This window comes from Cellulosimicrobium sp. G4 BAM 1002 (assembly GCF_057126935.1).
The window spans coordinates 3,903,682-3,921,035 of record NZ_CP182109.1; the positions used below are offsets into that span (position 1 = coordinate 3,903,682).

At 75.4% G+C, this 17,354-nt stretch carries 19 protein-coding genes; 6 read left to right on the forward strand and 13 right to left on the reverse strand.

The genetic code is table 11. The features are described from left to right. Window positions 1-129 precede the first annotated feature (129 nt). On the reverse strand, window positions 130-3,165 hold the full coding sequence (locus ACMXGY_RS17315) for a LuxR C-terminal-related transcriptional regulator (RefSeq protein WP_483774213.1): 3,036 nt from the start codon (window positions 3,163-3,165) through the stop codon (window positions 130-132). A gap of 539 nt (window positions 3,166-3,704) precedes the next feature. Between ACMXGY_RS17315 and ACMXGY_RS17320 the strand changes: the two genes are divergently transcribed. Both ACMXGY_RS17320 and ACMXGY_RS17325 read left to right on the forward strand, forming a co-directional pair. Beyond that, complete coding sequence (locus ACMXGY_RS17320; RefSeq protein ID WP_483774214.1) at window positions 3,705-3,914, forward strand: hypothetical protein; 210 nt, start codon at window positions 3,705-3,707, stop codon at window positions 3,912-3,914. Then, entirely contained in the window at window positions 3,914-4,918 is a 1,005-nt protein-coding gene (locus ACMXGY_RS17325) for a CorA family divalent cation transporter (RefSeq protein ID WP_483774215.1), read from the forward strand. Before ACMXGY_RS17320 ends, ACMXGY_RS17325 begins: the two co-directional genes overlap by 1 nt. A 510-nt stretch (window positions 4,919-5,428) precedes the next feature. On the opposite strand, the gene dtd is transcribed toward ACMXGY_RS17325, so the two are convergent. From dtd to ACMXGY_RS17365, 8 genes are all read right to left on the reverse strand, one after another. Beyond that, entirely contained in the window at window positions 5,429-5,869 is a 441-nt protein-coding gene (dtd, locus tag ACMXGY_RS17330) for a D-aminoacyl-tRNA deacylase (RefSeq protein WP_483774216.1), read from the reverse strand. Continuing rightward, window positions 5,866-6,876 carry an asparaginase gene (locus ACMXGY_RS17335; protein WP_483776892.1) on the reverse strand — a complete coding sequence of 337 codons (1,011 nt, stop codon included), beginning with the start codon at window positions 6,874-6,876 and terminating at the stop codon, window positions 5,866-5,868. The genes dtd and ACMXGY_RS17335 overlap by 4 nt, the downstream gene beginning before the upstream one ends. Then, on the reverse strand, window positions 6,870-7,205 hold the full coding sequence (locus tag ACMXGY_RS17340) for a DUF2516 family protein (RefSeq protein ID WP_483774217.1): 336 nt from the start codon (window positions 7,203-7,205) through the stop codon (window positions 6,870-6,872). The genes ACMXGY_RS17335 and ACMXGY_RS17340 overlap by 7 nt, the downstream gene beginning before the upstream one ends. A gap of 10 nt (window positions 7,206-7,215) precedes the next feature. Then, window positions 7,216-7,653 carry a type II toxin-antitoxin system VapC family toxin gene (locus tag ACMXGY_RS17345; protein ID WP_483774218.1) on the reverse strand — a complete coding sequence of 146 codons (438 nt, stop codon included), beginning with the start codon at window positions 7,651-7,653 and terminating at the stop codon, window positions 7,216-7,218. 10 nt (window positions 7,654-7,663) lie between these two features. After that, window positions 7,664-7,936: a type II toxin-antitoxin system Phd/YefM family antitoxin gene (locus ACMXGY_RS17350; protein WP_483774219.1), complete on the reverse strand. Its 273-nt coding sequence runs from the start codon at window positions 7,934-7,936 to the stop codon at window positions 7,664-7,666. A gap of 81 nt (window positions 7,937-8,017) precedes the next feature. Continuing rightward, window positions 8,018-9,190 carry an FUSC family protein gene (locus ACMXGY_RS17355; protein WP_483774220.1) on the reverse strand — a complete coding sequence of 391 codons (1,173 nt, stop codon included), beginning with the start codon at window positions 9,188-9,190 and terminating at the stop codon, window positions 8,018-8,020. A 1-nt stretch (window position 9,191) separates the two neighbouring features. Further along, window positions 9,192-10,334, reverse strand: a complete 1,143-nt coding sequence (gene ygfZ / locus ACMXGY_RS17360) for a CAF17-like 4Fe-4S cluster assembly/insertion protein YgfZ (protein ID WP_483774221.1) — start codon at window positions 10,332-10,334, stop codon at window positions 9,192-9,194. 69 nt (window positions 10,335-10,403) lie between these two features. After that, entirely contained in the window at window positions 10,404-11,000 is a 597-nt protein-coding gene (locus tag ACMXGY_RS17365; RefSeq protein WP_483774222.1) for a heme-binding beta-barrel domain-containing protein, read from the reverse strand. A 290-nt stretch (window positions 11,001-11,290) separates the two neighbouring features. Here ACMXGY_RS17365 and ACMXGY_RS17370 point away from each other — a divergent pair, with 290 nt between their 5' ends. Next, a complete protein-coding gene (locus ACMXGY_RS17370) occupies window positions 11,291-11,680 on the forward strand; it encodes a DsrE family protein (RefSeq protein ID WP_483774223.1) in 390 nt (129 codons plus the stop codon). A 17-nt stretch (window positions 11,681-11,697) separates the two neighbouring features. Here the strand turns inward: ACMXGY_RS17370 and ACMXGY_RS17375 are convergent, their stop codons facing one another. The 3 genes from ACMXGY_RS17375 to ACMXGY_RS17385 all read right to left on the reverse strand — a co-directional run bounded on the left by ACMXGY_RS17375 (window position 11,698) and on the right by ACMXGY_RS17385 (window position 13,477). Further along, complete coding sequence (locus tag ACMXGY_RS17375; protein WP_483774224.1) at window positions 11,698-12,165, reverse strand: DUF4395 domain-containing protein; 468 nt, start codon at window positions 12,163-12,165, stop codon at window positions 11,698-11,700. Between the two features lie 71 nt (window positions 12,166-12,236). Next, window positions 12,237-12,746 (reverse strand): thioredoxin family protein, encoded by a 510-nt coding sequence (locus tag ACMXGY_RS17380; protein ID WP_483774225.1) that lies wholly within the window; start codon window positions 12,744-12,746, stop codon window positions 12,237-12,239. Beyond that, entirely contained in the window at window positions 12,743-13,477 is a 735-nt protein-coding gene (locus ACMXGY_RS17385; protein WP_483774226.1) for a hypothetical protein, read from the reverse strand. Before ACMXGY_RS17385 ends, ACMXGY_RS17380 begins: the two co-directional genes overlap by 4 nt. Window positions 13,478-13,757: 280 nt before the next feature. On the opposite strand from ACMXGY_RS17385, the gene ACMXGY_RS17390 reads away from it, so the two are divergent. Both ACMXGY_RS17390 and ACMXGY_RS17395 read left to right on the forward strand, forming a co-directional pair. Beyond that, window positions 13,758-14,546, forward strand: a complete 789-nt coding sequence (locus ACMXGY_RS17390) for a winged helix-turn-helix transcriptional regulator (RefSeq protein ID WP_483774227.1) — start codon at window positions 13,758-13,760, stop codon at window positions 14,544-14,546. Continuing rightward, window positions 14,543-15,490 (forward strand): alpha/beta fold hydrolase, encoded by a 948-nt coding sequence (locus ACMXGY_RS17395; RefSeq protein WP_483774228.1) that lies wholly within the window; start codon window positions 14,543-14,545, stop codon window positions 15,488-15,490. Before ACMXGY_RS17390 ends, ACMXGY_RS17395 begins: the two co-directional genes overlap by 4 nt. Here the strand turns inward: ACMXGY_RS17395 and nth are convergent. Continuing rightward, window positions 15,477-16,202 carry an endonuclease III gene (nth, locus tag ACMXGY_RS17400; protein WP_483774229.1) on the reverse strand — a complete coding sequence of 242 codons (726 nt, stop codon included), beginning with the start codon at window positions 16,200-16,202 and terminating at the stop codon, window positions 15,477-15,479. The genes ACMXGY_RS17395 and nth overlap by 14 nt on opposite strands. A 96-nt stretch (window positions 16,203-16,298) precedes the next feature. Between nth and ACMXGY_RS17405 the strand changes: the two genes are divergently transcribed. Continuing rightward, window positions 16,299-16,976, forward strand: a complete 678-nt coding sequence (locus tag ACMXGY_RS17405; protein ID WP_483774230.1) for a Crp/Fnr family transcriptional regulator — start codon at window positions 16,299-16,301, stop codon at window positions 16,974-16,976. The last annotated feature ends 378 nt before the right edge of the window (window positions 16,977-17,354 follow it).

Genomic DNA, 17,354 nt, shown 5'->3' on the forward strand with positions numbered 1-17,354 from the left:
CCGCGTGATCCGCGCTTCCCACATTGTTCCCGATCTGAACTTACCCGGGCCGTAAGGGAAACCCCGTAGGACGAATCGGGGCGCAGCAGGGCGAACCGGCGGGAAGTCCCCTGGGCATCGGGTTCCGCGTCAGCGGCCGACGCGATGCGCGAGCACGGTGAGCTCCACGCGCGAGCGCACGCCGAGCTTGCGGAACACGCGGCCGAGATGCACCTCGACGGTGCGCACCGAGAGGAAGAGCTGGTCCGCCGCCTCCCGGTTCGAGGCGCCCTGCACGACGAGCAGCGCGACGTCGAGCTCGCGTTCCGTGAGCTCGTCCGACCACCGCCCGCGCAGCTCGGCGAGCGCCTCGTCCGAGACGTCGCTCTCGCGCGCCGCGAGCCGGCACGCGTCCGGCGGCGCGGGGGGCCGGTCGCGCCCTGCCGTCGCGCCGCCCGGCAGCGCCCACAGCGGCGCCCCGGACGACACCACGAGCGGCACCCCCGGCGGGACCGCCGACGACAGCACGGGCGGGACCACCGGCGTCCGCGTGCCGCCGTCGCCGTCGACGACGGCGCCCCCGAGCTGCCGCACCACCTCCGCGTGCTCGTCGCGTGCGACGGTCGTCCACGCGTCGGCCCCGGCGTCCCCGAACAGCTCGATCGCCGACAGGAACAGCCCGTGCGAGCGCTGGAGCTCGCCCGCGCGCACGAGCGCCCGCGCCGCGCACAGGTCGGTGCGGGCGTGCTCGTAGGGGGAAGCGGTCGTCCGGTTGACGCGCGTCGCACGGTCGAGCGGCGCGGCGAGGTCCTCGTGGGCGGCGAGAGCCACCTCGGCCCTCGCGATCGTCGCGGCGCGCAGCGACGGTGGCAGCTCCTTCGCCTCGACCCGGCGGCGCGAGAGGGCGCGCTGCGCCGCGTCGTGGCGACCCGCGACGACCCACGCCTCGACGTCGTCCAGGCCGGGCAGCGGGAGCATGCGTGCACTGTCGGGCCGCTCGCGCTCGGCCGCGAGCTCGAGCAGCGTCGCCGCCTGTGTCACGTGGTGGGCGAACGCCGCGCCCATCGCGCGGTCGACGAGCAGCCCGAGGCGCACGGGCCGCGAGGTCGGGCTCGCGCACGTCTCCTCGAGCGCCGTCGCCACCGGGCCGACCACGCCGCGGGTCATCATGTCGACCCTGCGCGCGGCCGCGACGCCGAGGCTGGCGAGCGGCAGCCCCATGGGGAGCCGGTACGCCGCCTCGGCGATCTCGTCGGCAGCCCGCGTGAGCGTGCCGCGCCACACGTGGACGAGTGCCTGTGCGAGGCGCACGTGCGCCTCCGCGAGCGGCGTGAGCGCGGCGTCGGGTCCGTCGAACCAGCGCCCGCCGTCGCGCACGGGCGCGAGCGAGGCGACGGCGCTCGCCAGGGTCTGCACGGCGTCCTCCGTCCGGTCGTCGGCGGCGAGCGCGAGCGCGCGGCAGACCTGGAGCGCCGCCTCGTGGTCGGGGCCGAGGTCGGCGTCGGGCACGACGTCGCGCTCGCCGACGCCGAAGACCGCCGCCCACGACCGGGCGAGCGCGAGCTCGGCCCGGGTCTCGGCGTCGTCGCACCACGAGGCCAGGTAGGCAGCGGTGTCCAGCAGCTGTGTCGCGCTCATGCCGTCCCCACGCTCGGCGTGCAGGCGCGCGGCGGCGAGCACGCCCGCCACGACGCCGGGCACCGCGTCGAGCGGGAGGTCGTCCGGTCGTCCGGCGCGCAGGTACGGGGCGAGCACGTCGTCGGGGACCTGGCCCTCGGCGAGCGTGAGCGCCTCGACGAGCGGGCCGAGCGAGCGCGCGCGCAGCGCGTCGTCGCCGCTGCGCGACGCCTTGCGGAGCCAGTCGGCCGCGTCCTGGACGTGCCCCGAGCGCAGCGCCGCGACCCCGGCGAGCGCGAACGCCTCCGCGCGGTGCTCCCCCGCGGCCTGGCTCGCGGCCTCGCGCGCGACCTCGTGCGCCCAGACGACGTCACCGCGGTCGAGGTGCCGGCGCGCGACGCGCAGGAGGCCGGGGACGAGCTCCGGGCTTCCCGCGAGGGTCGCGAGCGCCGTGTGCCACACCGCCATGTCGGGCTCGCCCGCCCGACGGTGCGCGTCGGCGAGCGCAGCGTGCGCCGCCGTGCGTCCCGCGAGCCGAGCCTCGGTGTGGACGAGGGAGCGCATGCGCGGGTCGACGAACGCGAAGCGCCCGCCGACGAGCGCGAGGTGCTCGGCGAGCGGGCCGTCGAGCACCTGCGAGATCTCGAGCCCCGCGGCCGAGAGCAGCAGCTCGGTGCGGTCGACGACCGCGACGGCCGCGCAGAGCAGCACGTGCCGCTCGTCGTCGCGGAGAGCGGTCAGGCGGTCGCCCAGCAAGGACCGCACCGCGGGCACCGCCGGCAGCGGGTCCGGGAGGATCGAGCCGCCCGAGAGCTGCTCGGGCGTGAGGAGCGCGGCGGTCTGCGTGATCGCGGCGGCGTTCCCGCCGAGGAGCCGCGCCAGGTGCGCGGCGACGTGGGGCGCGACGGCGAGGCGTCGCTCCACGAGCAGGACGTGCAGCGCGTCCGCGGGCGCGAGGGGCGGGACGCTGCGGAGCTCGAACGGACCGGACGCCCGGTCGAGGGCTCCCGCGGTCGCCGTGGCGAGGAGGACGACGGGCGCGCGCCGCTGCGCGACGAGGCTCGCGAGGACCGACCGGCTGAGGTCGTCGACGACGTGCAGGTCGTCTGCCACGACGACCGTCGTCGCGCCGTCGAACGCCGCGACGAAGAGCTCCGCGAGCGCGACGGCGGCGACCTCGGGCACCAGACCGTAGGCGGGGTCCGCGACGTCGAGCGCGCGGGCGAGGCCGCTCGGCACCGTGACGCCCGCGAGCTGCGCTGCCTGGGAGACGAGCGCGGCGAGCGTCGACCCCGGTGCCGTCGAACCGGCGGGCGGGCGGCACCGGAGCACGACCGTGGGCCGCCCGAACGGGTGCGTCGCGACGGCCTCGCACACGAGCTCCAGGGTCGCGCTCGCGCCCATGCCGGGCTCCGCCGTCCAGACGAGCGCACCCTTGCCCTCGGCGACGGCCGCCACCGCGAGATCGACCTCCTGGGCGCGCGACGACAGCCGTTCGAGTCGGCGCGCCGACCGGGCGTCGGCACGACGGACCGGGTCGGGCACCACGTAGTCCTGCTGTTCTGCCATGCGTCGGGACCCTCCGTCCGGGGGCTTCGTCGCCCGTCGACAGATGAAATGTTAACAACCCTCCGTAAACGGGGCGCTACCCCACCGTTTCCCAGGAGTGACGCACCCGCCACCAGGACGGCGCCGCCCGCGCCGTGCTTGCTCCGGTGCGGGGCGGGGTCTACCCTGGCCCGGTCCCCCTGCCGCGGCCACGGTCCCCGTGCGCCCGGCTGAGGTGCGGTGCCCCGGAGCGCCGCCGCCACGAGAGCGAGGTGAGCCCGTGCCTGACGGCAGCAGTCATAGAACCGTGCACTGTGCGCTCACCCCCCGTGGCCCCCGACCGGCCAGCTGACGACACCGGCCCGCTCCTCGAGCGGCAGCTCGTCGCCCGGCACGTCAGCCGTCGATCCGGTCGTCCCTCGCGGGGAGGTCGCCAGTGCGCTCCGCGTGCTCGCGTCTCGCCGGGCACGCCAACGCCGGACCTCCCTCGTGGGCACCCGCATGCCGTCGTACACCGTGCGACCGCCGGGCGCCTGCGCCCGCCGGAAAGGACGACCGCCATGACCCTCCGTACGACCGTGCGCCCGCAGTCGCCGCGCACGCACCCCCTGCGCACGTCGATCTCGCGCACCCCGCCCACGCGGACCACGCGCTCCCGCCGCCGTGCTCGTCCTGACCTCGAGCGTCAGTCGATCTCGTTCACGGTCGGCCTCTACCTGTTCATCTGCGTCGCGCTCCTGCTCGCGCACGTCACCGCCGGAGGTGCCTGATGACGACGACCCTGCCCGACGCCCCGACCGCCACCACCACCCACGACCCGCACGGCCGCGCGCCGGGCACCGGGACGGGGGCCTGGAAGCCGGCGCGCTTCGACACGCGCGAGCTGCGTTCGCGGTGGGTCCAGGTCGCCGCGGGCGACCCCGATGCCGCGGCGCGTGCCGCCGAGCACGGCGTCGACTTCGCCGCCGCGGGCGGGCGCGTGTGGGAGACGGACGCGCACGTCTACCTGCCGGTCGTCGCGACGCGCCGTCACGGCGAGCATGTCCTGCACGAGCGGATCGTGCTCGCACTCTCCCCCGACGTCGTCGTGACGGCGCAGCCCGAGCGGCACTACCCCGTCTTCGACAAGGCCATCGCGCGCATGCGCCGTACGCCGTGGCTGACCGGCTCGTCGTACGGCGTCGCGTACGCGCTGCTGTACGCGCTCAACGAGGCGGCGGACCGCGTCGTCGCGCACGCGAGCGACCTGCTCGAGGACATGTCCGACGAGATCGACGAGGCGACGCGCGGGGTCGACGCGCGCGGCCGCGAGATCGGCGTGAGCGACATGCAGGAGACGATCACGCGCATGAACCGCACCGAGGAGATCGTCTCGCGCGCGCAGGAGTCGCAGCTCTCTCTCGCACGCGCCGCGCGGCACCTGCGCAGCGAGATCGCCGACACCGACCCGGTGCTCGCGGGTCTCGTCGAGACGCTCGTCGCCGACATCGACGGCGTCAAGCAGCACGCCGGCTTCGAGCACGACAAGGTGCGCTACCTCCAGCAGGCGATCATGACCTCGCTCGACGTCAAGCAGGCGCAGATCGTCAAGGTGTTCACGATCATCACGGCCGTCTTCCTCCCGCCGACGCTCATCGCGTCGTTCTACGGCATGAACTTCACGCACATGCCGGAGCTCGACCGCCCGTACGGGTTCACGCTGACGATCCTGCTCACGCTGGTGGCGGCGGTCATCCCTCTCGCCTACATCAAGCGCCGGGGCTGGCTGCGCTGACGCCCCGCCCGTCGAGGTAGAACCCCGGTCCGCCGAAGTAGAACCGTGGTCGCCGAAGTAGAACCCTGGTCCGCGACGGCGGGAACCGGGTCGCGCGGCGACGCGGCACGGGGCAGGCAGCGCCCGGGCCGACCATGCGGTCCCGGCCGGTCGAGCATGCGGTTGTCGCCCGTCAGGTGCTCAGGACGAGCCGCAACGACATGTTCGGCGCAGCACCGAGCTAGGCCCGGGTGCGCACGGACCAGGGCGAGACGACGCCGGGAGGGGTGGGTGGGGGCGCCGCGTCGTGGTCGGGCCTGGCGGGAGCCGCGAGGAACGAGCGGCGGATGGTAGACGCGGCGCCCCCACCCACCCCGACACCCAGGGCAACCACGCGCCGTCGGACATGACCACGGTTCTACCTCGGCAGACCACGGTTCTACCTCGGCCGACCAGCGTTCTACCTCGCGCAGCCACGGTTCTACCTCGGCGGTCCCACTCGCACCGGCAGCGGGCGCGCTCGGGAGCCCGTCAGACGTCGATGATCAGCGTGACGGGGCCGTCGTTGACCAGCTCGACCTCCATGTGCGCGCCGAACTCGCCCGTCGCGACCTCGACGCCGCGAGCGCGCAGCGCCTCGACGACGGCGTCGACCAGCGGCCGCGCGACGTCGCCGGGCGCCGCGCCGTTCCACGACGGCCGACGGCCCTTGCGCACGTCGGCGTAGAGCGTGAACTGGCTGACGACGAGCACGGGTGCGCCCGTGTCGAGCACCGAGAGCTCGCCGTCGAGGATCCTCAGCTCCGCGATCTTGCGTGCCACGGTCTCGACCTGGGCGGGCCCGTCGTCGTGCGTGGCCCCGACGAGCGCGACGATCCCCGGGCGGTCGATCGCGCCGACGACGTCGCGCGTCCCGTCCTCGCGCACGACCGTGACGCTCGCGCGCGACGCCCGCTGGAGCACGGCTCTCACGGAACGTCCTCGAGACCGACGGTGCGGACGCGCCCGACAGGACGCCCGCCGCCGAGCACGGGGGCGTCGACGAGCGCGGCGAGCGCGGCGTCGTCAGCGCCGAGCCGGCCCAGCGCCGTGGCGAGCACGGCGGGCCGGGGACGGGAGGCGCCGTCGAGCACCTTGAACGCGAGCGCGCTCCCGTCGGGCAGTCCGGCGCCGTAGACGCCGTCGGCTCCGTCCTTCGCGACGAGCCCCGGGACGGCGCGCATCGCCGTCGTCGCGTCCCGCCCGGTCCCACCGACCATCTCCGGGAACGCCGACATCGCTCGGGCGACCTCCGCCTCCGGCGAGCGCGGGTCACGCGTCGGCGCCGCCGCGACCCGGGCGAACCCGCGTGCGAGGCCCCGCACCGTCGTCGAGAACAGCGGCGCGCCGCACCCGTCGACCGTCGCGTGCTCGACCGGCACCCCGGTGAGCTCCGCGACCGTCTCGCGGACCGCGACCTGCAGCGGGTGGTCGGGGTCGAGGTAGGTGGCGGTGTCCCAGCCCGCGGCGACGCACGTCGCGAGCATCGCCGCGTGCTTGCCCGAGCAGTTCTGGGTGATCGACGACGGCCCGTGCCCGTCGAGCTGCCACGCGAACGCCGCCGGGGCGTGCAGCGGCATGTCGGGGGTGTTCCGCAGGGCAGTCTCGTCGAGACCGGCACCGGTGAGGATCTCGCGAGCTCCCGCGAGGTGCTCCGGCTCGCCGTTGTGGCTCGCCGCGGCGAGGGCGAGCAGCCGCCGCGGGAGCACGAGCCCGTGCCTGAGCATCGCGACGGCCTGGAACGGCTTGACGCTGGACCGCGGCCAGATCACGGCGTCAGCGTCGCCACGGGCGAGCACGACGTCGCCCGCCGGGCCGAGCAGGACGAGGTGACCGAGATGGACGGACTCCACGAGGTCGCCGCGGACCACTTCGGCGAGCGGGACGGCGTCGCGCGCGATCCCCGCCGACGTGCCGACGCCCACCGGCGCGCTCACCAGCCGCCCGGGCGGCCGCCCGACCCGTTGCTCCGCCCGTTGCCGTACGGCTGGAGCCGCGGGCGCACGTCGACGAGGTAGACGATCGCCGCGACGACGGCGATGAGGCCGATGAACCCGAGGTTCGGGCCACCGATCGGCAGGGAGAGGAACCCGAGCGCCGCCGCGACGCCCAGGATCGCGAGCCAGATCGGCTTGGTGAGCTTGCCCTCCGCGGTGAAGGCGCTCGCCGGGCGGCGGATCGCATCGATCAGCGCGAAGAGCTGGACCCCGAACACGACGAGCGTGAGCGCGAGGTAGACGATCCACTGCAGCGACCCGATGATTCCCACGGGGACGAGCCTACGGTCTGGGGACCGGCCACGGGACCACCCGCAGCCCGGCGCCGCGCGCGGCCGTCGCGACGTGCGGGTCCCACGCCGCGACGAGCGTGTCGTCGTGCGCGACGGCGAGCGCGCTCGCCACGTGGACCGCCTCGTTGCTGCGCATGGCGCCGCCCGCGACGAGCGACGCCGCCCGGCGCGCGACGTCGCCGGAGACCTCGACGAGGTGCAGCGCCGGGCCGAGCACGTCCCAGGTGCCGAGCGCGGTCGCGTGCGCGGCACGGTCGATCACGCCGGAACGAACCCCCGCGCCGAGCGCGGCGCGGAGCTCGACGTCCGCGAGGCGGCTCGTCACGACGACGTCCGCACGGTTCCAGAGCCGGCTCACCAGGGCCGAGCCGGCCTCGGGCACGCAGAGCTTCACGAGCGCGCTCGTGTCGAAGTAGACCAGGGCCACCGCGCGCCCCTCAGCGCCGGATCCGCCGCACGAGGGCGGCGACGCCCGTCGCGCGCGCGGAGGAGACCCCGTCGGGTGCCGGCACCGCGTGGGCCGGACGCTCGGTCGTCGGGGGCACGAGCACGCCGTCGCGCACGAGTTCGGTGACGAGGTCCGCCGTCGCGACGCCCGTCAGCCGGGCCACGGGGACGCCGCGTTCGGTGATCACGACCTCCTCGCCCTCCCTGGCCCGCTCGATCCACGACTTGAGCTCGGCGCGCAGGGCGCTGACAGGGACCTCCATCCCCCGACCGTACCGGTCCGGAGCCCGCGGGTGCAGGGTGAAGAACGTCCGGTTTCGCACCCCGGCTGCCGGGCTGTCGGTTCAGAGCTCCGGGAGCGCGTCGCGCGCCTCCTCGGGCGTCGCGCCCGCCGCCTCGAGGACGTCGACGAGCGGCGAGCGCAGCAGCATGACGAGCGACTGCACCTGCCAGTCCCCCTCGCCCACGGCGTGCGGGTCGGCGCCGTGCGCGACCTCGGCGAGCACCTCGCGCGCGACGGCGGGGTCGCGGCCCGCGCCGACCGCCTCCGCGAGCACGCGGACGCCCGCGGCGAACCGGGCGACGAGGTCGGCCACCGGGGCGAGCTGTCGCTCGTCCGGGCCGGACGCGACGGGCAGCGCGCGGCGGGCCAGGACCCGCACGCTGCGCATCGCCCGGTCCAGGAGCACCGCCTGCCGCTCGAGCCCACCGAGCTCGTCGCGGTGCCGCAGCCCCGCGGCACTGACCCGCGCGAGCTCGCGCGCCGACGACGCAGAGGACTGCCACTCCTCGAGCGCGCCCTCCGACGCGCGCCCCTTGACCAGCGCCGCCTCGAGGTCGGAACGCTCCCGCGTCCGCAGGCCGCGCGCCAGGACCTCGAGGACGCCCGCGAGCTCGCTGGTCGCCTCCGCGCCGAGCAGCCGGGGCCGACGGCGCGGGTCGCCCGGGGTGAGCGCGGCGACGGCGAGGGCCACGGCACCGCCGACGAGCGCGTCGGTCCACCGCCCGAGCGGGCCGCCGGCCTGTGCGGCGGGCAGCCCGACGATGACGATCGCCTGCACGCCCGCCTGCGTCGTGAGCATCGCCCCGCGGTCGATGAAGCGAGCCGCGAGCGCGGAGACCGCGAGCACGACGGAGACCTGCCACCAGCCGGAGCCGATCGCGTGGACGACGAGGTCCCCCAGCCCCACCCCGATCGCCACGCCGACGGCGAGCTCGAGCACGCGGCGCAGCTGGCGGTCCTGGCTGAACCCCAGGCAGATCCACGCCGACACGGGGGCGAAGAAGGGGGCGACGTGGCCGAGGCCGTACCGCGCGATGCCGAACGCGATGCCCGCGGCGGCGGCCGCCTGGAGGATCGGCCAGAGCGAGACCCGCACGCGCGAGGCGCCCTGGCGCATCCGTGCGCGCAGCAGCAGCCGGCGCCACGCCGTCCGCGCGACGTCCGCCGCCTGTGCTGCGCGGCCGTCGCCCGCGTCCCTGCCCTCGGCGTCCCCGCCGGGCGCCGTCGTGCTCACCTCAGAGCATGCTCGTGGGAGCGCCCTCGCCCCGCGGGGTCAGGCCACGTGCGACCTCACCCCGGGGCGCCGGCCGGTCCGCGGAGACGCCCTCGCCCGGGACCACGGTCTCCTGGGCCGCGGAGATCGCGCCGCCGTCGCAGTCGACGAGGAGCTCGGCGTCCTCGGGCACGCTCCGCTTGAGCACCGCGAGCGCGATCGGGCCCAGCTCGTGGTGGCGGGCGACCGTGGTCACCGTGCCGACCGTCCGACCGTCGAGCGTGACGTCGGCCCCGAGCGCGGGCAGCAGGTGACCCGACCCGTCGAGGTGCAGCATGACGATCCGTCGCGGCGGGCGGCCGAGGTTGTGGACGCGCGCGATCGTCTCCTGGCCGCGGTAGCAGCCCTTGTGCAGGTGGACGGCGGTGCGCAGCCAGTCGGTCTCGTGCGGGATCGAGCGGTGGTCGACCTCGGTCGCGAGGCGAGGGCGCCACGCCTCGACGCGCGCCGCCTCCGTCGCCCAGGTGCCGACGAGCCGCCACCCGGCCGCCTCGCGCGCCGCGACGGCGTCCGCCAGGTCGGCGCGCGGCACCAGAACGAGGCGCCACGGACGCTCCGCGCCCGGGTGCTCGCCCTCGGGAACGCCGTAGCGCGTGCCCCCGCCCGTGACGCGCGGCCACGGGTCGCGCCAGGTGACCGGCTCGCCCTCGGCACCCTCCGCGTCGACGGGCTCCCCGAGCGCCGCCCACTCGTCCGTCGCGTCGGCGATCTCGACGCGCAGCATGAACTTCATGCGGTCGAGCCACGCGGCGAGGTCGGGCGCGTGCGAGCGCTCGGTGAGGAGCCATGTCGTCGTGCCGTCGTCCACGACGGACGCGGCGTGCTCGACGTGCCCCTGCGGGGACAGCACGAGCAGCTCGGTCGACGTGCGCGGCGCGAGGGCCGTCAGGTCCTGCGAGGTGATCGAGTGCAGCCAGCTCAGGCGGTCGGGCCCGGTCACGGTGACGACGCCGAGGTGCGACTGGTCGACGACGGCGCCGCCCGTGCGCAGCGCGCGCTGCTCACCGGTCGGGTCTCCGTAGTGCCAGGCGACGCCCTCGTCCGGGCCGGACGCGGGCACGGCACCGTGGCGGGCCAGGAGCGGGCTGGTGTAGCCGGTGGTCACAGGAGGTCCTCCTTCGTCGTCGCGCCGGGTGCTCACGGGGCCCACCGAGGGCCACGGGTCCCGCGCGCGTCAGACCGACGTGCGCCGGGTCAGCTTCGCGGACGCGTACGACTGCAACGGCTCACCGAAGGCCGCCAATTCCCACACCCACAGGAGATGGCCCTCGACCAGCCCGAACAGGCGCTTCGACGCCGCGACGTCGGACGCGGTCGACGTCCGCGCGATGAGGTCGCTCGCGAGGTCGACGCGGCCGTTGCCCACCGCACCGAGGTACACCGAGACACGGCCCGACGGGTCCGCGAGCAGCACCTCGAGCGGGTGGCGGTCGTCCTCGAGCCCCTCGGGGCGGTCGGTCGACACGCGCCAGTACCCGGTCTCGGTGGACCACACCGGGGCGTCGGTGGCCGCCGCGTCGAGGACGGCGGCGTCGCGCTCGGGCCACTCCCCCTCGTCGGGGACGGTCTCGGGGACGTCGGGCTCGAGCACGCGCAGCGTCGACTCGTAGCGCAGGTACGGGCCGCCGTCGTGGTCGAAGACGACGTCGGCGACGAAGGGCGTCTCGTCGATGCCCGGGTACTTGACGACGCCCTCGCCGCGCCAGCTCCCGACGAGCCAGGCGAGCGGGTAGACCTCGGGCGCGAGGCCCTCGGGGAACTCGAACGGCATCAGCGACCACCTCTCGGAGTCGGGTGCGGCGACGCGGACGTGCGGCGCACGCGGCGCGGCACGGCGGGATCGGTCAGCGCTGGCCCCGGTAGAGCTTGTAGACGACGTACCCCGCGAACCACGTGATGGTCACCGTCGCCGCGATGAGCAGGCCGAGGAAGATCAGCTCGAGAGTGTGCGGACTCATGCGGCCGATCCTACCGGCCGCGCGACGGGCCCACGCCGTGGCCTGGAGCGGGGCACGTGGAGGGGCACGGGGAGCGCACGGCGACGGGTCTACGCTCGGCCGGGTGACCGATCTCGCGAACCCCGGAGCGACCCGCCGCTCGCTCGTCGTCAAGACCACGTCCGGCCTCGACCGTCCCGAGGCGGCGAACCAGGCCTTCACCGTCGCCGCCGCCGCGGTCGCCGCCGGGGTGGAGGTCAGCGTGTGGCTCACGGGCGAGGCCGCGTGGTTCGCGCTGCCGGGCCGCGCGGCGGAGCTCGAGCTCGAGCACGCGGCGCCCCTGCCCGACCTCCTCGACGCGGTCCTCGCCGCGGGCACGCTCACCCTCTGCACGCAGTGCGCCGCGCGGCGCGGCATCACCGGCGACGACGTGCTCCCCGGCGTGCGGATCGCCGGCGCGGCGGTCTTCGTCGAGGAGGCGCTGCGCGACGGCGCGCAGGCCCTCGTGTACTGACGCGGACGGGCACTGCCTCAGCGGGCCGGCACGACCCGCCGGAGCAGCAGGTACAGCTCGCAGCCCAGGCACAGCCCGAACGCGGCGTTGAGGAGCGCGGCGACGAGCGCCAGCGCCGCGGCGACGGGAACCGCCGCCATGACTCCCAGGAGCCCAAGCACGACCCCGGCGCCCGTGATCACGAGCCCGACCGCCTGCGCGAACCGCGGCGGCCTCGGGTCCTCGCGCTCCGCCGTCGGGCCGATGGCGGGCAGGATCAGCACCCGGTAGACCCACGCCTGCCACGTGCCCTGCGCGCCGCGCACGGCACCCAGCAGGAAGCTCGCAGCCACCACCGCGAGCAGGACCAGGGCCGCCGTCGACGTCCACAGCAGGATCGTCACGGCGAGGAGCAGCGCCGTCATGCCGGCCCCCGCGCGCGGGCCGCGCGGGTCGATGCCGGCAGGCTGCGACTCGGCGGCACCTCGCCCTGGCTGGTCGCTCATGCGGGGTCTCCTCGGTCGGGCGGTCGGTCTCGGGCGTCGGTCTCGGGCGGTCGGTGTCGGGCGGGTGGCGGTCAGGCGGGCCGCGCCCGCGGTGCGACGGCGCCGGTGTCGTCGTTCCCGGCGACCAGGGCCGCGAGCGCCTGCGTCCTCGTCATCCCTCCGCTCGCGCGCGCGACCTCGCGGCCCCGGGCGTCGAGCACGAGGACGGTCGGCGTGCGCAGCACGGCGAATGCTCGCACCAGGTCGAGGTGGTCGTCGACGTCCATCTCACGATGTGTCACGTCGTCGTGCTCGGCCGCGACCTCGGCGAGGACGCGCGCGGTCGAGCGGCACGCCGCGCAGAGCTCCGCGGAGAGCTGGACGAACGTGCGCCGGCTGCCCAGCGCGACGCCGTGGGCGGCCCAGTCGACCACGACCTCCTCGGTGGTCGCCCGGCTCGCGCCCTCCGTGCTGCGAGCGGGGCGTGCGCGCCCGCGCGTCCGCACGACGCCCTGCCGTCGTCGCCACCACATGCCGAGCACGACGGTCACGAGGAGCGTGCCCACGAGCACGAGCGCGGCGGTCCCGAGCGGGAGCGTCATCCCACGATCACGCGGCCCACGACGAAGATCAGCGTCCCGCCAACGGCGACCGGGAGCGCCGTCGCCGAGAAGGCTCCCAGCCGCCCGCGCAGCTCGGGCAGCTGGTCGAACAGCGCGTGCAGCGACGCGACGAGCAGTCCCGCGACGACCCCCGACCACACGCCGCTGAGCAGGTCGAGGTCGGGCATGACGTACCCCACCGCACCGCCCGCGACGACCGCGAGGGCGACCGTCAGCAGCGCGTTGGTCCACCCGCCGAACGGCAGCGCCGAGACCGCCGACGCGACCGCGAGCGCGACCGCGCACGTCACCACGAGCGACTCGCCCGCGTCCGTGCGACCCGTGGCGATCCAGCCCGCGCACGACGTCGCCACGACGATCCCGCTCACCGTGCCGATGAGCGACTCCACGAGGCGCGGACGCCCGTCCCGGCGCAGGAGCTCCGCGACGAACGCCAGCACGACGGCGAGCGCGAGGACCACCGGCAGGTGCCGCAGGGCGGGCTCGCCGCGCGTCGCGGCCGTGGCGGCGACGGCGCCCAGGCCGGCGATCGCGATGACCACGCGCGTGCCCCCGTGGACCGGTGCGTCGAGCAGGCGCGGCCAGCCGATCGCGACGATCAGGGCCAGCGCGCCCGCAGCACCGGCGAGCGGGAGGGGGCCGAAGAAGGCGGCGACGGCGACGCCCGCCGCGAGGCACGCCGTGACGACGGCGCGGGTCGAGAGGTCCACGAGCGGTCAGCGCCCCGCTCGGGGGCCGGAGAAGGGCGTCGAGTCGTGCAGCACGCCTCAGAGTGTCGCAGAGTCTCGCGGAGCGTCGCTCCCGGAGGCTGCGGCCGGCGCGACCCGGCGCCGGACGTGAGACACCGCCGTGGTACCGCTCCCCACGCGATACGGTAACCATCCACGGACCGAGAACGTGGCGCCGCACCCTGCGAGACGTCAGGTCCGGTCGCCACGCGACGACGCCCGGGGCGCCGCCCGCGCCCTGCGACCCGGAAGGAGGTGCCGGATGGCAGACCTGCTCATCCTCACCCCCGCGACAGGCGGGTCCGTCGAGGTCCTGCCCGCGCTCGGCCTGCTGTCCCACCGGATCCGGGTCCTGCCCATGGAGCCGTCGGCGCTCGTGGACGCCCCGGACTCCGACGTCGTGCTGCTCGACGCGCGGCGCGACCTCGTCGCGGCCCGCACGACGTGCCGGCTCCTGCACGCGACCGGCCTCACCGTGCCGCTCGTCCTCGTGCTCACCGAGGGCGGTCTCACGGTCGTCACCGCCGAGTGGGGTGCCGACGACCTCCTCCTCGAGGCCGCCGGGCCGGCGGAGGTCGAGGCGAGGCTCCGCCTCGTCATCGAGCGCTCGGCGCGCGGGCCCGTCGAGGACGGGCCGCAGGAGATCTCCGCGGGCGAGCTCGCCATCGACGCGAGCGGCTACACCGCCCGCCTGCGCGGACGCCCCATCGACCTCACGTACAAGGAGTTCGAGCTGCTCAAGTACCTCGTGCAGCACCCGGGCCGTGTCTTCACGCGCGCCCAGCTGCTGCAGGAGGTCTGGGGCTACGACTACTACGGCGGCACCCGCACGGTCGACGTGCACGTGCGCCGGCTCCGCGCGAAGCTCGGGCCCGAGCACGAACAGCTCATCGGCACGGTCCGCAACGTCGGCTACCGGTTCGACCCGCCGAAGGACCGCCGCCCGGCCGCCGAGGCGTCGTCGGCGGACGTGCCGACAGAGACGGGAGCAGGCGCGACCGGCTCGTCGGCCGAGAGCGGACCGGGGAGCCCGGTAAGTTCGTCCGGGTGACGGCCGACCCCTCCGACTTCACCTCCGCCCTGCCCGACGGACCGTGGCGCCACGAGTTCGTCCCCGCCAACGGCGCGCGCTTCCACGTCGCGCTCGCCGGTCCCGAGGACCGCGGCGTGCGCGACCCCGGCCCACCGCTCGTCGTCCTGCTCCACTCGTTCCCCCAGTTCTGGTGGGCGTGGCGACACCAGATGGAGCCGCTCGCCGCGGCTGGCTACCGCGTCGCGGCGATGGACGTGCGTGGCGTCGGCGCGTCCGACAAGCCACCGATCGGCTACGACGCGCCGACCCGCACCCGCGACGTCGCCGGGGTGATCCGCTCGCTCGGGGCGGGGAACGCCGTCGTCGTGGGGCACGGCACGGGAGGCAGCCTGGCGTGGGCGATGGCGGCGCTGCAGCCCGCGGTGACCGCCGGGGTCGCCGCCTTCTCCGCACCGCACCCGGCACGGCTGCACACCTCGGCGCACCGCCTGCTCACCGCCGCCGCGGTGCGCCAGCTCGCCTTCTACCAGGTCCCGACCCTGCCGGAACGCGCCCTCGTCCGTGGCACCCTCGTCGACGAGGTGCTCGCCACCGGCGCGGCACGGCCCTTCCCGGCCGACGTCGTCGAGACCTACCGGACCGTCATGCGCATCCCCTTCGCCGCGCACACCGCGATGGAGTCGCTGCGGTGGGCGGTGCGCTCCACACCACGCCCGGACGGACGGCGCTACCTCGCGGCCCTGCGTCGCCCCGTCGGCGTCCCCGCGCTCCAGGTCCACGCCGAGGAGGACGGGCTGCTGCGCCGCGAGCTCGCCGACGCGGACGGCGCCGCGCTCGCACGCGACTACCGGTTCGAGGTCGTCCCCGACGCAGGGCACTTCCTGCCGGAGGAGGCGCCCGACGCCGTCACCGATCTTCTGCTCGACTGGCTGCCGCGCACCTCCGGGGTCAGCTCGTCTTGACGAGCTTCGCCGCCTTCACCGGGTCGGTCTCCCCCACGCCGAACGACGGGCACCACTGCGCGATGCTGCACGCCCCGCACGCGGGCTTGCGGGCGAAGCACACGCGCCGGCCGTGGAAGATCAGCCGGTGCGACAGCATCGTCCACTCCGACTTCTCGACCAGCCCGCCGACCACCTGCTCGACCTTGACCGGGTCCTCCTCGGTGGTCCATCCCAGGCGGCGCACGAGCCGCCCGAAGTGCGTGTCGACCGTCAGCCCCGGGACCCCGAACGCATTGCCGAGCACGACGTTCGCCGTCTTGCGCCCGACCCCCGGCAGGGTCACGAGGTCCGCCAGCCGGGCCGGCACCTCGCCGTCGAACCGCTCCACGAGAGCCTGGCCGATGCCGATCACCGACTGCGCTTTCGCCCGGAAGAACCCGGTGGGCCGCAGGATCTCCTCCAGCTCGCCGCGGTCCGCCCCCGCGTACGCCGCGGCATCGGGATACTTCGCGAACAGCGCCGGCGTGGTGAGGTTCACGCGCTTGTCCGTCGTCTGCGCCGACAGCACCGTCGCGACCAGCAGCTCGAGCGGCGTCGTGAAGTCCAGCTCGCAGTGCGCGTCCGGGTACGTGACGGCGAGCTCCCGGTTGATGCGCCGCGCCCGCCGGACCAGCGCGAGGTGCGACTCGGGCCTCGTCGGGCCCCTGCGAGCAGTCTCCGTGGTGGTCACGAGCCCACCGTAACGGCCACGTCCGACACCCGAGTTGCAGCGGTAGGGCAGAATTGCCCTGGAACATCACGAGGACGAGACGATAGGACACCCCGCGTGGACGACGACGTTGTGCTCTCCGCCCCCCTGTTCGCGACCATGGACGCGGACGAGACGCGCACCCTCTTCGAGTCGATGCAGCAGATCGAGCTCTCGCGCGGCGACGTGCTCTTTCGCGAAGGTGAGCCGGGCGACCGCCTGTACGTGATCGCCGTCGGGAAGATCAAGCTCGGCCGGCGCTCCAACGACGGCCGCGAGAACCTCCTGTCGATCCTCGGCCCCGGCGAGATGTTCGGCGAGCTCTCCCTCTTCGACCCCGGCCCCCGCACCGCCACTGCCAGCTCCGTCGCCGACTCCGTCATCTACGAGCTCGGCCACGACCAGCTCGTCGAGTGGATCGAGAAGCACCCGAGCGTCGCCAAGCACCTGCTCAACGCCCTGGCCCGTCGCCTGCGCCGCACCAACGAGACGCTCGCCGACCTCGTCTTCTCCGACGTCCCCGGCCGCGTCGCCAAGGCTCTCCTCGACCTGTCCACGCGCTTCGGCGAGGAGACCGACGAGGGCGTCCGCGTCGCGCACGACCTCACGCAGGAAGAGCTCGCCCAGCTCGTCGGAGCGTCGCGCGAGACCGTCAACAAGGCGCTCGCCGACTTCGCGACGCGCGGCTGGGTCCGCCGCGAGGGCCGCGCCGTCGTCCTGCTCGACCTCGACCGCCTGGAGCGCCGCGCCCGCTGAGGTGTCGCCCCCACGGTGTCGTGATCACCTGGGTGAGGTTGCGGGTGGGGGCGTCGCGAGCCTGTCGGGGGCCTCGCGTCGGCCTGCCCGACGGCCGATGGGCGGGCCGACAGCCCTCCGATGCCGACGCCCGCGGTCGTGCGTCGAACTCGGGGTTTCGCGCTACTCACGCACAGCCATGCCTCACAACCCCGGGCTCGGCGTCGAACCCCGGCTCACGCGCCACCCGAGCACCGCTTGCCTCACTAGCCAGGGCTCGGCGTCGAACCCGGGGTCGCGCGTCACCGACGCGTCACCTTGGCATCCAACCCCGGGCTCGACGCGAGGGTCCGGCCGCGAGGTTAGGCGACCGCCGAGCGGGGTGGACGGGTGGCGGCG

Excerpts from the sequence above, each read along its gene's own strand:
- ACMXGY_RS17315 (WP_483774213.1), bottom strand. The coding sequence starts at position 3,165 with ATGGCAGAACAGCAGGACTACGTGGTGCCCGACCCGGTCCGTCGTGCC.
- ACMXGY_RS17320 (WP_483774214.1), top strand. The coding sequence starts at position 3,705 with ATGACCCTCCGTACGACCGTGCGCCCGCAGTCGCCGCGCACGCACCCC.
- ACMXGY_RS17325 (WP_483774215.1), top strand. The coding sequence starts at position 3,914 with ATGACGACGACCCTGCCCGACGCCCCGACCGCCACCACCACCCACGAC.
- ACMXGY_RS17350 (WP_483774219.1), bottom strand. The coding sequence starts at position 7,936 with ATGGAGGTCCCTGTCAGCGCCCTGCGCGCCGAGCTCAAGTCGTGGATC.
- ACMXGY_RS17365 (WP_483774222.1), bottom strand. The coding sequence starts at position 11,000 with ATGCCGTTCGAGTTCCCCGAGGGCCTCGCGCCCGAGGTCTACCCGCTC.
- ACMXGY_RS17375 (WP_483774224.1), bottom strand. The coding sequence starts at position 12,165 with ATGAGCGACCAGCCAGGGCGAGGTGCCGCCGAGTCGCAGCCTGCCGGC.
- ACMXGY_RS17380 (WP_483774225.1), bottom strand. The coding sequence starts at position 12,746 with ATGACGCTCCCGCTCGGGACCGCCGCGCTCGTGCTCGTGGGCACGCTC.
- ACMXGY_RS17390 (WP_483774227.1), top strand. The coding sequence starts at position 13,758 with ATGGCAGACCTGCTCATCCTCACCCCCGCGACAGGCGGGTCCGTCGAG.